This window comes from Streptomyces sp. NPDC001744, from assembly GCF_042892575.1.
Classification (GTDB): Bacteria; Actinomycetota; Actinomycetes; order Streptomycetales; family Streptomycetaceae; genus Streptomyces.
Genome location: NZ_JBIAUG010000002.1, coordinates 151029 through 165543 on the forward strand (window position 1 = coordinate 151029; position 14515 = coordinate 165543).

General features: G+C 73.7%; 13 protein-coding genes and 1 pseudogene. 5 read left to right on the plus strand and 9 right to left on the minus strand.

Translation table 11 applies throughout. The annotated features are described in order from the left end of the window. Positions 1 to 9 precede the first annotated feature (9 nt). A complete protein-coding gene (locus ACFYZY_RS03215; protein ID WP_388688996.1) occupies positions 10 to 582 on the minus strand; it encodes a cob(I)yrinic acid a,c-diamide adenosyltransferase in 573 nt (190 codons plus the stop codon). A 255-nt stretch (positions 583 to 837) separates the two neighbouring features. Here ACFYZY_RS03215 and ACFYZY_RS03220 point away from each other — a divergent pair, with 255 nt between their 5' ends. The 3 genes from ACFYZY_RS03220 (at position 838) to ACFYZY_RS03230 (ending at position 5168) form a co-directional block, all read left to right on the plus strand. Next, the gene (locus ACFYZY_RS03220; protein ID WP_388689361.1) at positions 838 to 1686 is read left to right on the plus strand and encodes a 3-hydroxyacyl-CoA dehydrogenase family protein; all 849 of its coding nucleotides are present in this window, start codon (positions 838 to 840) and stop codon (positions 1684 to 1686) included. A gap of 127 nt (positions 1687 to 1813) precedes the next feature. Next, complete coding sequence (locus ACFYZY_RS03225) at positions 1814 to 2137, plus strand: STAS domain-containing protein (RefSeq protein ID WP_030210572.1); 324 nt, start codon at positions 1814 to 1816, stop codon at positions 2135 to 2137. Positions 2138 to 2534: 397 nt separating this feature from the next. Then, positions 2535 to 5168 (plus strand): ATP-binding protein, encoded by a 2634-nt coding sequence (locus tag ACFYZY_RS03230; protein WP_388688998.1) that lies wholly within the window; start codon positions 2535 to 2537, stop codon positions 5166 to 5168. 118 nt (positions 5169 to 5286) lie between these two features. Here the strand turns inward: ACFYZY_RS03230 and nucS are convergent, their stop codons facing one another. Further along, positions 5287 to 5958 carry an endonuclease NucS gene (gene nucS, locus ACFYZY_RS03235; protein WP_388688999.1) on the minus strand — a complete coding sequence of 224 codons (672 nt, stop codon included), beginning with the start codon at positions 5956 to 5958 and terminating at the stop codon, positions 5287 to 5289. 281 nt (positions 5959 to 6239) lie between these two features. On the opposite strand from nucS, the gene ACFYZY_RS03240 reads away from it, so the two are divergent. Then, positions 6240 to 6632, plus strand: coding sequence for an SCO5389 family protein (locus tag ACFYZY_RS03240; RefSeq protein WP_388689001.1), 393 nt, complete (start codon positions 6240 to 6242; stop codon positions 6630 to 6632). Between the two features lie 165 nt (positions 6633 to 6797). Here ACFYZY_RS03240 and ACFYZY_RS03245 read toward each other — a convergent pair whose 3' ends face one another. Continuing rightward, a complete protein-coding gene (locus tag ACFYZY_RS03245) occupies positions 6798 to 7832 on the minus strand; it encodes an LLM class flavin-dependent oxidoreductase (RefSeq protein WP_388689003.1) in 1035 nt (344 codons plus the stop codon). 199 nt (positions 7833 to 8031) lie between these two features. Here ACFYZY_RS03245 and ACFYZY_RS03250 point away from each other — a divergent pair, with 199 nt between their 5' ends. Continuing rightward, positions 8032 to 8358 (plus strand): ATP/GTP-binding protein, encoded by a 327-nt coding sequence (locus ACFYZY_RS03250; RefSeq protein WP_388689005.1) that lies wholly within the window; start codon positions 8032 to 8034, stop codon positions 8356 to 8358. Positions 8359 to 8380: 22 nt separating this feature from the next. On the opposite strand, the gene ACFYZY_RS03255 is transcribed toward ACFYZY_RS03250, so the two are convergent. The 6 genes and pseudogenes from ACFYZY_RS03255 to ACFYZY_RS03280 form a co-directional block, all read right to left on the minus strand. After that, positions 8381 to 9214 (minus strand): ABC transporter permease subunit, encoded by an 834-nt coding sequence (locus tag ACFYZY_RS03255; protein WP_388689007.1) that lies wholly within the window; start codon positions 9212 to 9214, stop codon positions 8381 to 8383. Continuing rightward, positions 9211 to 10353, minus strand: a complete 1143-nt coding sequence (locus tag ACFYZY_RS03260) for an ATP-binding cassette domain-containing protein (RefSeq protein ID WP_388689009.1) — start codon at positions 10351 to 10353, stop codon at positions 9211 to 9213. The genes ACFYZY_RS03255 and ACFYZY_RS03260 overlap by 4 nt, the downstream gene beginning before the upstream one ends. 226 nt (positions 10354 to 10579) lie before the next feature. Then, positions 10580 to 11359: an ABC transporter permease gene (locus tag ACFYZY_RS03265; RefSeq protein WP_388689011.1), complete on the minus strand. Its 780-nt coding sequence runs from the start codon at positions 11357 to 11359 to the stop codon at positions 10580 to 10582. Positions 11360 to 11362: 3 nt separating this feature from the next. Further along, the gene (locus ACFYZY_RS03270) at positions 11363 to 12331 is read right to left on the minus strand and encodes an ABC transporter ATP-binding protein (RefSeq protein WP_388689013.1); all 969 of its coding nucleotides are present in this window, start codon (positions 12329 to 12331) and stop codon (positions 11363 to 11365) included. Positions 12332 to 12419: 88 nt separating this feature from the next. Then, positions 12420 to 13355, minus strand: a complete 936-nt coding sequence (locus ACFYZY_RS03275; protein WP_388689015.1) for a cellulose-binding protein — start codon at positions 13353 to 13355, stop codon at positions 12420 to 12422. 115 nt (positions 13356 to 13470) lie between these two features. Further along, positions 13471 to 14515: pseudogene (locus ACFYZY_RS03280) on the minus strand (hypothetical protein); the annotation flags it as partial.

The window sequence follows — 14515 nt, forward strand, 5'->3', positions numbered from 1 at the left end:
AGGGCGCGCTCAGCGCTCCCCTCCCGGCACCCAGAGCACGTCCCCGACCGCCTTGTTCGCGGTCCGGGCGAGGATGAAGAGCAGGTCCGACAGGCGGTTCAGGTACGTGGCGGTCAGGGCGTTCATCGTCTCGCCGTGCACCTCCAGGGCCGCCCACGTCGAACGCTCCGCCCGCCGGACCACCGTGCACGCCTGGTGCAGCAGCGCCGCCCCGGGCGTGCCGCCCGGCAGGATGAAGGAGCGCAGCTTCTCCAGCTCCTCCAGGAAGCGGTCGCAGTCCGCCTCCAGCCGGTCGACGTACGCCTGCTCCACCCGCAGCGGCGGGTACTCCGGGTCCTCCACGACCGGGGTGGAGAGGTCCGCGCCCACGTCGAAGAGGTCGTTCTGGACGCGGACGAGGACCTTCACGACCTCCTCGTCCAGCTGCCCCAGGGCGATCGCCGTGCCGATGACGGCGTTGGCCTCGTTGGCGTCGGCGTAGGCCGAGATCCGCAGATCCGTCTTGGCGGTCCGGCTCATGTCGCCCAGGGCGGTGGTGCCCTTGTCGCCGGTACGGGTGTAGATGCGCGTCAGATTGACCATGGCGCCAGCGTAGGGCCTGTCCGGCCCTCCTCCGCCGGGCGCGCCACCGCCGCCGTCCCGCGCGGGCCCCGCCCCGGGCGGGAGGACCCCGGCACGCCCCGTACGGACCCGAACGGACGCACCCGCCGCCCGTCGTGGGTGTGACGTCCGTCAAAGAGGGCGTGACGCGCGTTACTTAGCGGTCACATGGCGCTCCCCGACCGCTAATCTCCGCCGGAGAGCCAGAAGTGAACAGGCGTGGAGGGGTGGAACATCGTGGGCAGGAAGCTCGCCGTCATCGGGGCCGGACTCATGGGGTCCGGCATCGCACAGGTTTCGGCACAGGCGGGCTGGGACGTCGTCCTGCGCGACGTCACCGACGCCGCCCTGACCCGCGGCACCGACGGCATCAAGGCGTCGTACGACCGCTTCGTCGCCAAGGGCAAGCTGGACGCGGCCGACGCCGGGGCCGCGCTCGGGCGGATCACCGCCACCACCGAGCTCGACGCCGTCGCGGACGCCGACGTGATCGTGGAGGCCGTCTTCGAGAACCTCGACGTCAAGCACGAGATCTTCCGCTCGCTCGACAAGGTCGCCAAGGACGGCGCCGTCCTCGCCTCCAACACCTCCGCGATCCCGATCACCAAGATCGCCGCGGTGACGGAGCGCCCCGAGGCCGTCGTCGGCACCCACTTCTTCTCCCCGGTCCCGATGATGCAGCTCTGCGAGCTGGTGCGCGGCTACAAGACCAGCGACGCCACCCTCGCCGCCGCCCGCGCGTTCGCCGAGTCCGTCGGCAAGACCTGCATCGTCGTCAACCGCGACGTGGCCGGCTTCGTCACCACCCGGCTCATCGCCGCCCTCGTCGTCGAGGCCGCCAAGCTCCAGGAGTCGGGAGTCGCCACCGCCGAGGACATCGACATCGCCTGCAAGCTCGGCTTCGGCCACGCCATGGGCCCGCTCGCCACCGCCGACCTCACCGGCATCGACATCCTGGTGAACGCCGCCCAGAACATCTACACCGAGTCCCAGGACGAGAAGTTCGCCCCGCCGGAGCTGATGCGCCGGATGGTGGACGCGGGTGACATCGGCCGCAAGAGCGGGCAGGGCTTCTACACGTACTGAGCCCGGCCGCCCACCCCGCCCTCACTCCACGGGGTGAATTTCGACGGCTGTTCGCTGACAAGGCGCAACGCTTCTGCCGGTGCGGCAGTCAGTTGTTGCGAAGACGGAGCACTCTCGGGGAGCGCATATGCACATCAGGGGCGATCATGTCGAGCTGGTCGTCGGGGGCCGCCTCGACGTCCGCAGCGCGGCGGACGCCCGTACGGTCCTGCACTCGGCCGTCGACGACGGAGTCGGCGACCTGGTGCTCGATCTGACCGGCCTGGACTCCTGGGACGCCACCGGACTCGGCGTGATCATGGGAGCCCACCGGAGGGCCGGCCGCTGCGGCCGGCGCCTGGTCCTGCGCGGGGTGCCGCCCCAGATGCAGCGCCTCCTCGTCGCCACCAGGCTGCACCGCATCCTCGCCATCGAGGGCGGCCTCGCCCTGGAGTCCCTGCCCCGGGTCTGAGGCCCGCCCGCTCCCGGGTCCGACACCCGCCTCCGGGTCCGGCATCCGTCCCCGGGGCCGACATCCGCCCTCGGTTCCGGCACCCGCCCCCGGGACCGGCATCCGCCCCGGGTCCGAGGCCCGTCCGCCCGCGGCCCGGTCGCACCGGACGGCGGCCCGGATCCCCGCCGGGACCCGTCCCGCTCCCCGGCCCCGGGACCCGTCCCGCTCCCCGGCCCCGGGAGCGACCGCGCGTACCGGGCGTCACGCGCAATCCTCACAAGACCATGACGTCTTGGTCTCGGGAGGACCCCGCCTGTTCCCGGCCGTCCTGCCACGGTCTAGGGTTCGGTCGGCCCGCCCATCGACGGAAACCCACCCGGCGGGCCCCGCACACCGCTTCTTGGGGGCTAGGACCATGGACCCGATCAATCGTGGGTCGGAGGAGTACGGTCACGACACCGAGGGCGAGGAAGCCCGCCAGGGCCGTGGCACACCCGCTCCCGCGCCCGCGCCCGCGCGTGCCCGTGTCGTCCGGCTCGTCACCGGCGGCCTCCTCCTCACCGTCAACCCCGTCGACGGCAGCGAGATCGAAGCCTGCCCGCCCGGCCGGGAACCCGAGGCCCCCCGCCCCCGCACCCCCGAGGAGCGCGCCGAGGCCGCCCGCGCCGCCGCCCCGCCCGTCCCGCCCGGACCGGTGGCCCCCACCCTGCCGCTCCTCGAACGCGAGGAGGAGCGCGAACGGCTCGCCGCGATCCTCGGACGCGGCCGCTCCGCCCGGCTCCTCGGCGTCCCCGGGTCCGGCCGCACCACGCTCCTCGACGCGGTCGCCGCCGACTGCGCGGACCTCGCCCCCGACGGCGTCGTCCGCCTCTCCGGCCGTCACCGCGCCCCCGCCGACCTCCTCCACGAACTCTTCGCCGCCGTACGGCACGCTCCGGGCCGGCGGCCCGACCGCGCCGAACTCCTCGACGGGCTCCGCGACGTCGGCGCCGTGGTCGTCGTGGACGACCTGGAGTTCGGCGGTGCCGCCCTGGACGAGTTCCTCGCCGCCGCCCCCGAGTGCGCCTTCCTCCTCGCCGCGGAACCCGGGACGCCCACCCCCTCGCCCGGCACCCTCCTCGAAGAGGTCCTGCTCGCCGGCCTCGGCCGCGCCGCCGCCCTGAAGCTCCTGGAGAGCGCCGTCGGCCGCACCCTCACCGACGAGGAGGCCAACTGGGCCGGCGACCTCTGGTTCGAGTCCGAGGGCCTGCCGCTCCGCTTCGTCCAGGCCGGGGCCCTGCTCCGCCAGCGCGACCGGCTGCGCGTCACCCCCGCCGAGTTCGACGCCTTCGGCGCCCTGGAGGAGGCGTTCGGGCCCACCGACCCCGACGCGGCGGCGGCCGCCGCGGCCGCCGCCTTCGACGGCACCGCCGACCCCGACGTCGAACTGCGCGAGATACCCCTGCCCAGCCTCGGCGAGGGCGCCGCCCCCGCCGCCCTCCTCGCCTCCCGGCTCAGCCGCTCCGCCCAGACCGCCCTGCGCTTCGCCGTCGCCCTCGGCGGCGAGATCCCGCACCAGGCCCACCTGCCCGCCCTGACCGGCGACACCCACGCCGACACGGCCCTCGGCGAACTCCTGGCCTGCGGACTGCTCTCCCCGGCCGGCCCCCGCCACCGGCTCGCCGCCGGGGTCCTCACCCAGCTCCTCGCCCACGGGTACGCGGAGGGGGCCGCCGACCGCGCCCACACCGTCGCCCGGCACTACGCCTGGTGGACCGCCCACCCCTCCGTCACCCCCGAGCGGGCCGCCGCCGAGTCCGACGCCGTCATCGCCGCCCTGACCGCCCTCGTCTCCGGCAACGGGGACGGGGACGAGTCCGGCGCCGAGCACCGGACCACCGCCGTCCTCCTCGCCCGCGCCGCCGCCCCCGCCTTCGCCGCCGGACGCCACTGGGGCGCCTGGGAGCGGACCCTGCGCGCCGGGCAGCAGGCCGCCCGGCTCACCGGGGACGTCGCCGAGGAGGCGTACTTCCACCACGAACTCGGCGTCCTCGCGATCTGCGCGGGCCACCTGGAACGGGCCCGTGCCGAACTGGAAGCCTCCATCGGCATGCGCGGGGCGCTCGCCGACAAGCGCGGCACCGTCGCGGGCCGCCGGGCCCTCGCCCTCGTCGCCGACCTCTCCGGCGACCATCCCGCCCCGGCCGCCCTCCGCCCCGAGGAGTTCGTCTCCCCGCCGCGCGGCACCCCGGCCGCCCGCCCGGTGCCCGAGCCGGTCACGGCCCCGCTGCCCGGCGGGCCCGTACGGACGCCGGACCGACCCGTGCCCCCCGTGTTCCCCGGCTTCGCCGACACGGCTCCGGCACCCGTCAAGCCCACCGGTCCCACCGGTCCCACCGGGAGCCCCCGGCGCCCCGGTCTCGCCGCCGGCCTCCTCGACGGCGCCCGCCGCAACCTCGCGGCCGTCGGCGCGGGCGCGCTCCTCCTCGTCGTCCTCGGCACCGTCGTGACCCTCGGCGCCGCCTCCGGCGACGGCGAGAACCCGGCCCCCCAGCGCGTCACCTCCGACAGCACGGCGCCCGAGGACGGCAACGGCGACGACGGCACGGACGCCGGGGAGACGCCCGCGGACGACGGCACCGGGGAATCCGGAAGGACGAACGGTCCCACCGGCACCGGCTCCCCGGACCCCTCCGGTTCCGGGGGCCCTTCGCCGTCCTCCTCCACGAGCCCCGGCGCCACCACCGGCACGCCCTCGCCCTCGGACTCCTCGGGCGGCCCGTCACCGACCGGTTCCCCGACCGGGACGGCGCGGCCGACGACGTCCTCGTCGCCCTCCGCCACGACGGGCGGACCGAGCCGGCCGACGAGGACGCCCTCGCAGCCGTCCTCCTCGACGTCGTCGCAGCCCCCGGCGAGCCCGTCCACGACCCCGGCGACCTCCACCCCGACGACACCTCCGGAGTCGCCCGCCCCGTCCGGCACCGAAGAGGGCAGCCCCAGCAACTCCGCCTCCGCCCCCCTCGGCGACCGCCCCGGCGCCACCACCGCCCCGCAGCCGCCCGTCTGACGCCCGCCCGGCACACGGGCGAAGGGGGCGGCCCCGGACGCGTTCACCGCGTCCGGGGCCGCCCCCTTCCTCCGTACCGTGCCCGGAACGTGCCGGAGGGGCCCGTCCGGGACGCGCCTCAGAACAGGCGCAGCTTGTCGTCCTCGATGCCGCGCAGCGCGTCGTAGTCGAGGACCACGCAGCCGATGCCCCGGTCCGTCGCGAGGACCCGCGCCTGCGGCTTGATCTCCTGCGCCGCGAAGACGCCCCGCACCGGCGCCAGGTGCGGGTCGCGGTTGAGCAGTTCCAGGTAGCGGGTCAGCTGCTCGACGCCGTCGATCTCGCCCCGCCGCTTGATCTCCACCGCGACCGTCGCGCCGTCCGAGTCCCGGCACAGGATGTCCACGGGACCGATCGCGGTCGGGTACTCGCGGCGGATCAGGGTGTAACCGGGGCCCAGGGTCTCGATGCGGTCGGCGAGCAGTTCCTGGAGGTGGGCCTCCACGCCGTCCTTGATGAGCCCCGGGTCCACGCCCAGCTCGTGCGAGGAGTCGTGGAGGATCTCCTCCATCGTGATGATCAGTTTCTCGCCCGCTTTGTTGATCACGGTCCAGACGCCCGCGTCGTCGCCGGTGCCCTCCTTCAGGACGCACGGCGGGGACATCCAGTTGAGCGGTTTGTACGCCCGGTCGTCCGCGTGGATGGAGACGCTGCCGTCTGCCTTGACCAGGATCAGACGGGGTGCGGAGGGCAGGTGGGCCGTGAGCCGGCCCGCGTAGTCCACGGAGCAACGGGCGATGACGAGACGCATGGTCGGCAACGCTACAAGACGGGCGCTCCTCCGCGCGATCCGGGCACGGTACGGGCGCCGCCCGGGCACTGGCCGGGGACGCCGCGGGCACCGGGAAGCGATCTTGATGAGCCGAACACCCGTCGGTTATCAGCCGGTTGTGCCCTCCCTCTTCTGGTGCCGCCCGCACTGCGCGCTTACGGTGGAAGCTGGAGGTCGTCGTCCGTGCACCCTGCGTGGCGTGGTCCGGCCTTCGCCCCTGCCCGCAAGACCCCGTCCGCGGGGTCGCGAGAGGAGAACCCATGTCGCTCGACGTCTCACCGGCCCTGTTGGAACAGGCCGAGCGAGGCGAGGTCGACGAAGCCGACTTCGTCGACTGCGTCCGGACCTCCCTGCCCTACGCGTGGGAGATGATCAGTTCTCTGGTGGCCCAGCTGGAGGTCGACGGCGGAGAGTTCGCCGACAACCAGACGCCGCCGCCGAACGAACAGGCACGTGGTCAGCTGCTGCGAGCCCTCGCGAGCGATGCCATTCGTGGCGCCCTGCAGCGGCACTTCGGGGTGCGTCTCGCCTTCCAGAACTGCCACCGGGTGGCGGTCTTCCCGCTGGACCCGGCGGTGGACGACCGGCTCGCCCGTTTCACCTCCGTACGGGGGCAGCTCCTGAACCAGTCGCCGGAACTGCGCGACTGCTGAGACACGGTGCTGCCGCTCCCCGTCGTGGGAGAACGTGGCCGGTGCGCGTCGGCGCGCACCGGTACGGAGGAACGCCGGAGCGGCAGCACGGTCCCGGGGGAAGCAGCGGACCCCGCAGCCGCCCGACCGGGGACCTCCTCGCCGGGAGCCCCGGGCCGTGCGCCCTCAGACCAGGAGCGGCAGGACCTCCGCGCCGAGGCGCCGGACGTTCTCCTCGGTGGCCGCGAGATCGCCCGAGCCCTCCGCGAGCAGGGCGAAGCGCGTGATGCCCGTACGTTCCGCCGTCGCCGCGAGCCGGTCCGCCGCGAGCCGGGGGGTGCCCACCGGATGCAGACCGCACAGCAGCTCCGTGTACGCCACGGGGTCCCGCATGGTCCGGTGCCGGCCGTCCACCGTCACGTGCGCGTCGAGCCCCTGCCTCAGCCAGCCGGGCATCGCCTTCACCAGCGCCTCGGCCGCGTCCTCGCCCCGGTCCGCGAGCTGGGCCACCCCCGCCGACACGTGCCGGGAGCCGGTCCGCGCGATCTCGTCCGGGTCCCGCCCGGCCTCCCGGGCCCAGCGCGTCCAGGCCCCGACCGCCTCGGCCTTCTCCTCGTCGCCGCAGTGCATCCCCAGGAGCATCGGCAGCCCGCGCTCCGCCGCCAGCCGCACGCTCTTCGGCGAGGTGCACGCCACCACCACCTCCGGGCCCGCCTCCCCGCCGATCAGCTCGCCGGGCCGGGGCACCACCGGCACCTCGCGGAAGGCGAACCTCTCGCCCCCGGCGCCCACGCGCGGCTCGGTGAGCCAGCGCAGCAGCAGGTCGAGCGATTCGGGAAAGCCCTTCTCGTACGCCTCCAGGCCGGACCCGAACACCTCCAGGTCCACCCACGGGCCGCCCCGGCCCACCCCGAGGGTGAACCTGCCGCCCGAGGTGAGGTGCAGCAGCGCCGCCTGCTCGCCCAGCGCGACCGGGTGGACGGTCGGCAGCACGCTCACCGCGGTGCCCACCCGCAGCCGCCGGGTGCGGCCCAGGAGCAGGGCGGCCAGCGTCACGGCCGAGGGACAGACCCCGTACGGTACGAAGTGGTGCTCGGCCAGCCAGACCGAGTCGAGCCCCGCCTCCTCGGCGACCTCGGCGGTCCGCACCGCCCGGTGCAGCGCCTCTCCCTGCCCCTGGCCCGGGAACTGTGCGGCCAGAACGAACGTACCCACGCGCATCGCCTTCTGCCTCCTCGCGGCCGACGCGTATCTCCCCCCGCACCGGCAACAACGCCTGACACGTGCCGGAGGCAACGGCCGTTCATGAAGTTCTTGCGATTTTCGGCCGGGCTCCCGCCCACCGGGCCCGGGGCACCCCGCCGCGGCCCGTAGGCTGATGAGAGCCGTACGCGCCCCCCTAGCCCCGTGAGGTGTGCCCGTGTCCCCGCGCCACAACCGCTCCCGCGGCCGCGAGAAGTCCGCGTCCCAGGACGACCCCGGCGGCCGGTACGGCGGAGTGCAGCGCACCGAGACCTGGCAGGACGAGGAGTGGTACGTCCGGCTCGTCGCCGGTGCCGCCGCGCCCGGCAAGCGCTACCGCTGCCCCGGCTGCGACCAGGAGATCCCGTCCGGCGCCCCGCACGTGGTCGCCTGGCCGGAGTACGGGGGAGTGGACGACCGGCGCCACTGGCACAAGGCGTGCTGGAACGCGAAGGACCGCCGCACCAGCCGGGTGCAGCGGTCCCGCAACGCGCCGAGGTACTGAGGCCGGGATCGTCCGGACCGGGTCACACGTCCCGGCTGTTCAGCAGGGCGTAGGCACCGCCCAGGGCGGCGGCGGCACAGCCGGCCATGATCAGCAGCGGCTCCCAGCCCGCCGGACCGCTCGTGTCGAACGGCGGGTCCGTGCTGTACAGCGCGATCATCTGCGAGGGGATGGCGTACGTGAGCAGCCACTCCTGCGTCGACTTCAGCGTCTCGGAGAACATGAACATGGCGGCCACCAGCGGGAGGAGCAGCACCCCGATCATCACGGTGATCGCGCCCGCCGAGTGCCGGACGATCGTGCCGACCGCCAGCGACACCAGGCCGAGCAGGGCCAGGTAGGCGCTCGCCCCGACCGTCGCGCGCAGCCAGTCCCCGGCCGACGGCACCGCCGCGTCCACGATCGTGACCTGCGCCAGCGAGACCAGCGACGCGACCACCGCGGTGACCGTGAAGACCAGCAGGAAGAAGACGACCGCCTTCGCCGTCAGCACCCGCGCCCGGCTCGGACAGGCCGTCAGGGTCGTGCGGATCATGCCCGTGCCGTACTCGGAGGCGACCGTGAGCACGCCGAGCGTGATCACGCAGATCGAGGCGGGCAGCATGCCGAAGAAGCCGAAGGCGAGCGCCGTCTCCTCGCCCATCGACGCCTCGGCGGTCGAGGCGAGGGCCGCCACCCCCAGGCCGATGGCCACCATCAGCAGGATCATGACGCCGAGCGTCCACACCGTCGAACGCACCGAGCGGATCTTCGTCCACTCGGAGGCCAGGGCGTCCCCGAGGTGCGCCCGGCGGACCGGGATGGGGGAGACGTAGGAGTGCGGTGCCGGGGCGTGGTGGTGCGCGGGGGCGGTCATCGGGCGTCCTCGGTGGTGTCGCTCGGCTGGGAGGTCGGCGGGGGACCCGGCAGGGGAGGGGTGCCCGGCGCGGGGACCCCCGGCGCCGTGGCGTACGGGTTCTGCCCGGGCGGCGGCGGAGCGTACCAGCCCTGCTGCGGCACGTCCGGGACCACCGGCGGCGGCGTCCCGTACCCCGGCCGTCCGGGCTGGAGCGGCGGCTGGAGGTGGGCGAGCCGGTCGTCGGTGGAGCGGTAGTCCACGGCGCCCTGCGTCATCCGCATGTACGCCTCCTCCAGGGACGCCTGGTGCGGGGACAGCTCCCAGAGCCGTACGTCCGCGTCGTGCGCCAGGTCGCTGATCCTGGACAGGGGCAGGCCCGTGACCCGCAGCGCCCCGTCCGGCTCGGAGAGCACCTGCCCGCCGGCCTCCGTCAGGACCGCCGTCAGCTTGTCCCGGTGGGCCGGTTCGGCCGCCGGGGTCCGCACCCGGGCGAAGTCGGCGGAGTTCGCCGAGATGAAGTCCTTGACGCTCATGTCCGAGAGCAGCTGCCCCCGGCCGATCACGATCAGGTGGTCGGCCGTCAGAGCCATCTCGCTCATGAGGTGGCTGGAGACGAAGACCGTCCGGCCCTCCGAGGCCAGCTTCTTCATCAGGTTCCGCACCCAGAGGATGCCCTCGGGGTCCAGGCCGTTGACGGGCTCGTCGAAGAGCAGCACCTGCGGGTCGCCCAGGAGCGCCGCCGCGATGCCGAGCCGCTGCCCCATGCCGAGGGAGAAGCCGCTGGACCGCCGCCTGGCCACGTCCTGGAGGCCGACCACGCCGAGGACCTCGTCCACCCGCCGCGCCGGGATGCCGGCGAGCTGGGCGAGCGACAGGAGGTGGTTGCGGGCGCTCCGGCCGCCGTGCACGGCCTTGGCGTCGAGGAGCGCGCCCACCTGGCGGGGCGCGTTCGGCAACTGCCGGAAGGGGTGCCCGCCGATCGTCACGTGGCCCGCGGAGGGCCGGTCGAGCCCGAGGATCATGCGCATCGTCGTCGACTTCCCGGAGCCGTTGGGCCCCAGGAAGCCGGTGACGACGCCGGGCCTCACCCGGAAGGAAAGGTCGTACACGGCCGTTTTGGCGCCGTAGCGCTTGGTCAGGCCGACTGCCTCGATCATTCTGCAGCCCCATCGACAGGTCGGTCGCGTCCTCTTCGGGGCGTGGCGGCCGTCGGCCGGAGCCCCCCGTATGAGCTAGGAGCTTATCGAGCCGTTGACGGTTCCGGCCAAACGCGGAGGACCGGGGGCGCCTCCTCCCCGGGGGCTCGGGCGCCCCGCCTCCTTCCCGGAGGTCCGGGCGTCCCGCCTGCCTCCCGGGATCAGGCGTCCCGCCTCCCTCCCGGGATCAGGCGTCCCGCCTCCGCAGCACCAGGTAGCCGCCGGCGAGCGCCGCCACCACCCAGAGCACCATGATCCCGAGCCCGCCCCACGGGCCGTACGGAGCCTCGTCCGAGGCCATGGCGCCCGGCACGACCTGCATGATCTTCGACCCCGCCTGGTCCGGGAAGTACCGCGCCACCTCCTTGGCCTTCGGCACCTGCGCCAGGATCTGCGAGACGAGGAAGAAGAAGGGCATCAGGATGCCGAGCGAGAGCATCGAGGAGCGCAGCATCGCCGTCACCCCCATCGAGAAGACCGCGATCAGCCCCATGTAGAGCCCGCCGCCGACCACCGCCCGCAGGACGTTGTCCGCGCCGATCGTGGTCCCGTGCTCCCCGAGCAGGGCCTGTCCCAGGAAGAAGGAGAGGAAGCTCGTCGCCAGGCCCACGGCGAACGCCGGCACCGCCGCCACCGCGATCTTCGAGAAGAGGAAGACCGACCGCCGCGGCACGGCCGCCAGCGAGGTGCGGATCATGCCGGAGGAGTACTCGGTCCCCACCACCAGGACGCCGAAGACCACCATCGCCAGCTGGCCCAGGGCCGTCCCCGAGAAGCTGATCAGGGTCGGGTCGAAGGTGAGCCGCTCGGCCTCGCTCATGTCGTCGAAGGTGTGCGCCACGAGCGCGCACAGGGCCGCGCTCATCGCCACCGTGACGATCAGGGCGCTCGCCAGCGTCCAGACGGTCGACGCCACCGTCCGGATCTTGGTCCACTCGGAGCGGAGGACCGCGGATGCCGCTGTCATCGTTCAGACTCCCTCGGAGGTCGTGCCCCACCGGGGGCCGGGCGCCGCGGCGCCGCCGTGTACGTCGGTTCCGTGCGCGTGGTACTCCACCGCGCCCGCCGTCATCCGCATGAAGGCGTCCTCGAGCGAGGCGCGCTGGGAGCTCAGCTCGTGCAGCACGATCCCGTTCTCCGCCGCCAGCTCGCCCAGCCGCTCGGTCGTCGCCCCGTCCACCTCCAGGGCGCCGTCGCCGGCCTCGGCCGCGGTGAGGCCGTTCGCGTGCAGCACGTCCCGCAGCCGTTCCCGCTGCGGCGAGCGCAGCCGCGCATAACTCCGGGAATTCTGCTGGATGAAATCCGCCATCGACGTGTCGGCCAGCAGTTTTCCCTGCCCGATCACGATCAGATGATCGGCCGTCAGCGCCATTTCGCTCATCAGATGACTGGAAACGAAGATCGTCCGCCCCTCGGCGGCCAGCGCCTTCATCAGATGGCGAATCCAGTGAATTCCCTCGGGGTCCAGACCATTGACGGGTTCGTCGAACATCAGGATCTCGGGATCGCCCAGGAGCGCCGAGGCGATGCCGAGCCGCTGCCCCATGCCGAGGGAGAAACCCTTCGACTTCTTCTTCGCGACCGGGGTCAGCCCCACCAGCCCGAGCACCTCGTCCACCCGGCTCCGGGGGATGCGGTTCGACTGCGCCAGGCACAGCAGGTTGTTGTACGCCGAACGGCCGCCGTGCATCGCCTTGGCGTCGAGCAGCGCCCCGATGTGCTTCAGCGGCTCGTCCAGCTCCCGGTAGTGCCTGCCGTCGATCCGGACCGTCCCGCTCGTCGGGTTGTCCAGGTCCAGCATCATCCGCATCGTCGTCGACTTGCCCGCCCCGTTCGGTCCGAGGAAGCCGGTCACCACACCGGGCCGCACCCGGAAGGACAGATGGTCGACCGCGGTCTTCGCCCCGTAACGCTTGGTCAGGCCCTCAAGCTCGATCATGCGTCCAACCTACGGGCGCGCAAAACCCTCCGCCACCGGAATGACGGAGGGTTTCGACGGACTTCGCACCCCTGTTACCGGCGTGCGGTCACCGGGTCTGCTGGGCCGGGACGCCGCTCTGGCGCTCGTCGTCGACGGGGGAGCCGGCCGCCGCCACGGCGGCGCCGGTCAGCGTGGCCAGCATCTCGCGGACGTTGGTCAGCTGCGCGTTGATCGAGTCCCGGCGGTTCGTCAGGGCCGCCAGCTCGCGCTCCGATTCGCTGCGGATGCGGTCGGCCTTGGCGTTCGCGTCGGCCACGATGTCCTCGGCCTGGCGCTGCGCCGTCTCCACCGTCTGGCGGGCGCGGCGCTCCGCGTCGGTCCGCAGCTTCTCCGCCTCCAGGCGGAGCTGCTCGGCCCGGTGCTCGATCTCCGCCAGGCGCTTCTCGGCCTTCGCCTGACGCGAGGCCAGGTCCCGCTCCGACTGCTCGCGGCGCTTCGCCAGGTTGGTCTCGAAGTCCGCGGCGGCCTGGGCCGCCTTGGCGCGGGTCTCCTCGAAGAGGGCCTCCGCCTCCTCGCGCTTCGACTGCGCGTCCTTCTGCGCCTCGGCACGCAGCGAGTTGGCCTCCCCCTGGGCCTTCTCGACGATCCGGACACCCTCGTCCTCGGCCTTCGCCTTGCGGTCGACGGCGAACGACTCCGCGTCGTTGCGCACCTGCTGGGCGGCCGACTCGGCCAGCTCGCGGTGCTGCTCGGCGGCGCGACGGGCCTCCTCACGCAGGTCCTTGGCCTCCTCCTCGGCGAGCCGGAGGATCTTCTCGACCCGGGCGCCCAGACCCGCGTACGACGGCTCGGCGTCGGTGACCTGCGCCTGGGCGTTCTGCGTCTCGAGGTGCAGCTCCTCGATGCGCTTCTCCAGAGAGGTGATGCGGGAAAGGGCACTGTCGCGGTCGGCCACGAGCTTGGTAATGCGGTCGTCCACCTGACCGCGGTCGTAACCGCGCCGCACGAGCTCGAAGCCGAAGGGGGAGGAAGTGTCGCTCATGGGGTTCCTGTCGAATGAGACCGGTGAGGTGTTAGAGGGAATCCTAGGGGCCGAAGCGGCGTGTCATCGAGCGTATGCCGGTTTGGCCCGGAGAATGTCCAGTCTTTTGAGTGGCTTAGCCGTCCTGGGACTTGCCCCCCGTACGGGTGGAACCCGCCGGGGCCCCCGCCCTGGCGCCCGGCGCCCCCGACGGCTTCGCGCCGCCCGGGGCCTCGAAGGACTCCAGCGCCTCCAGCACGTCCTGGACGCGGGAGATCTCGGCGTTGATGTCCTTGCGCCGGCGCACCAGGACCTCCAGTTCGCGCTTGCCCTCCGCGATCGTCTCCGCCGCCTCGGCCTCCGCCTCGGCCCGCGTCCGCTCGGCCTCCGCCTTGATGCCCTCGGCCTCCGCGACGAGCGACGCCTTCTTCTGCTCGGCCTCCTTGAGGAGCGCCTCCGCCTTCCGCACGGCGGCGATCCGGACCTTGCTCGCCTCCGAACTCGCCTCGGAGAGCAGCTCCTTCGCCTTCTCCTCGGCCTCGGCGCGCTGCTCCGTCGCCGCCTTCACCAGCTTGTCGACCCGCTCGCCGGCCGTCTTCATCTGCTCGGCCGTCTCGCGCCGCGCCCGGTCGTGCAGCTCCTCGATCTCGCTCTCGATCCGGCCCCGCAGCTCCTCGGCCCGCTCCCTTATGGCGGTCGCGTCGCTGCGCGCCCCGACCAGCAGCTCGTCCGCGTCCGTACGCGCCTTCTCCACCAGCGAGTTGCCCTCGACGGTCGCCTCGGCGACGATCCGCTCGGCCTCCTTGCGGGCCGCGCCGACCATCAGGTCCGCCTGCGCCTCGGCCTCCGTGGTGGCGCGCAGCGCCTCCTCCTGGGCCTTGGCGACGAGCTGGTCCGCCTGCTCGGCCGCGTCCGAACGCTTCTTGGCCCCGGCCTCCCGCGCCTCGTCCAGGACCCGGTCGGCCTCCTCGCGGGCCTCCGCGCGCATCCGCTCGGCCGCCGCCTCGGCGTCCGCCCGCACCCGCTCCGACCCGGCGCGGATCTCCTCGGCGTCCCGCCGCGCGGACCCCACGGTCCCCTCCGCCTCGGCGCGCGCCTCCGCCACGACCGACTCGGCCAGTTCGGCCGCCTCGCGGGTGAGCCGTTCGGCCTCGTTCGTGGCCTCGGCGAGGAGGGCGTCG

Coding starts and splice junctions, on each gene's coding strand:
- ACFYZY_RS03215 (WP_388688996.1), bottom strand. CDS start 582: ATGGTCAATCTGACGCGCATCTACACCCGTACCGGCGACAAGGGCACC.
- ACFYZY_RS03225 (WP_030210572.1), top strand. CDS start 1,814: ATGCACATCAGGGGCGATCATGTCGAGCTGGTCGTCGGGGGCCGCCTC.
- ACFYZY_RS03230 (WP_388688998.1), top strand. CDS start 2,535: ATGGACCCGATCAATCGTGGGTCGGAGGAGTACGGTCACGACACCGAG.
- nucS (WP_388688999.1), bottom strand. CDS start 5,958: ATGCGTCTCGTCATCGCCCGTTGCTCCGTGGACTACGCGGGCCGGCTC.
- ACFYZY_RS03240 (WP_388689001.1), top strand. CDS start 6,240: ATGTCGCTCGACGTCTCACCGGCCCTGTTGGAACAGGCCGAGCGAGGC.
- ACFYZY_RS03245 (WP_388689003.1), bottom strand. CDS start 7,832: ATGCGCGTGGGTACGTTCGTTCTGGCCGCACAGTTCCCGGGCCAGGGG.
- ACFYZY_RS03255 (WP_388689007.1), bottom strand. CDS start 9,214: ATGACCGCCCCCGCGCACCACCACGCCCCGGCACCGCACTCCTACGTC.
- ACFYZY_RS03260 (WP_388689009.1), bottom strand. CDS start 10,353: ATGATCGAGGCAGTCGGCCTGACCAAGCGCTACGGCGCCAAAACGGCC.
- ACFYZY_RS03265 (WP_388689011.1), bottom strand. CDS start 11,359: ATGACAGCGGCATCCGCGGTCCTCCGCTCCGAGTGGACCAAGATCCGG.
- ACFYZY_RS03270 (WP_388689013.1), bottom strand. CDS start 12,331: ATGATCGAGCTTGAGGGCCTGACCAAGCGTTACGGGGCGAAGACCGCG.
- ACFYZY_RS03275 (WP_388689015.1), bottom strand. CDS start 13,355: ATGAGCGACACTTCCTCCCCCTTCGGCTTCGAGCTCGTGCGGCGCGGT.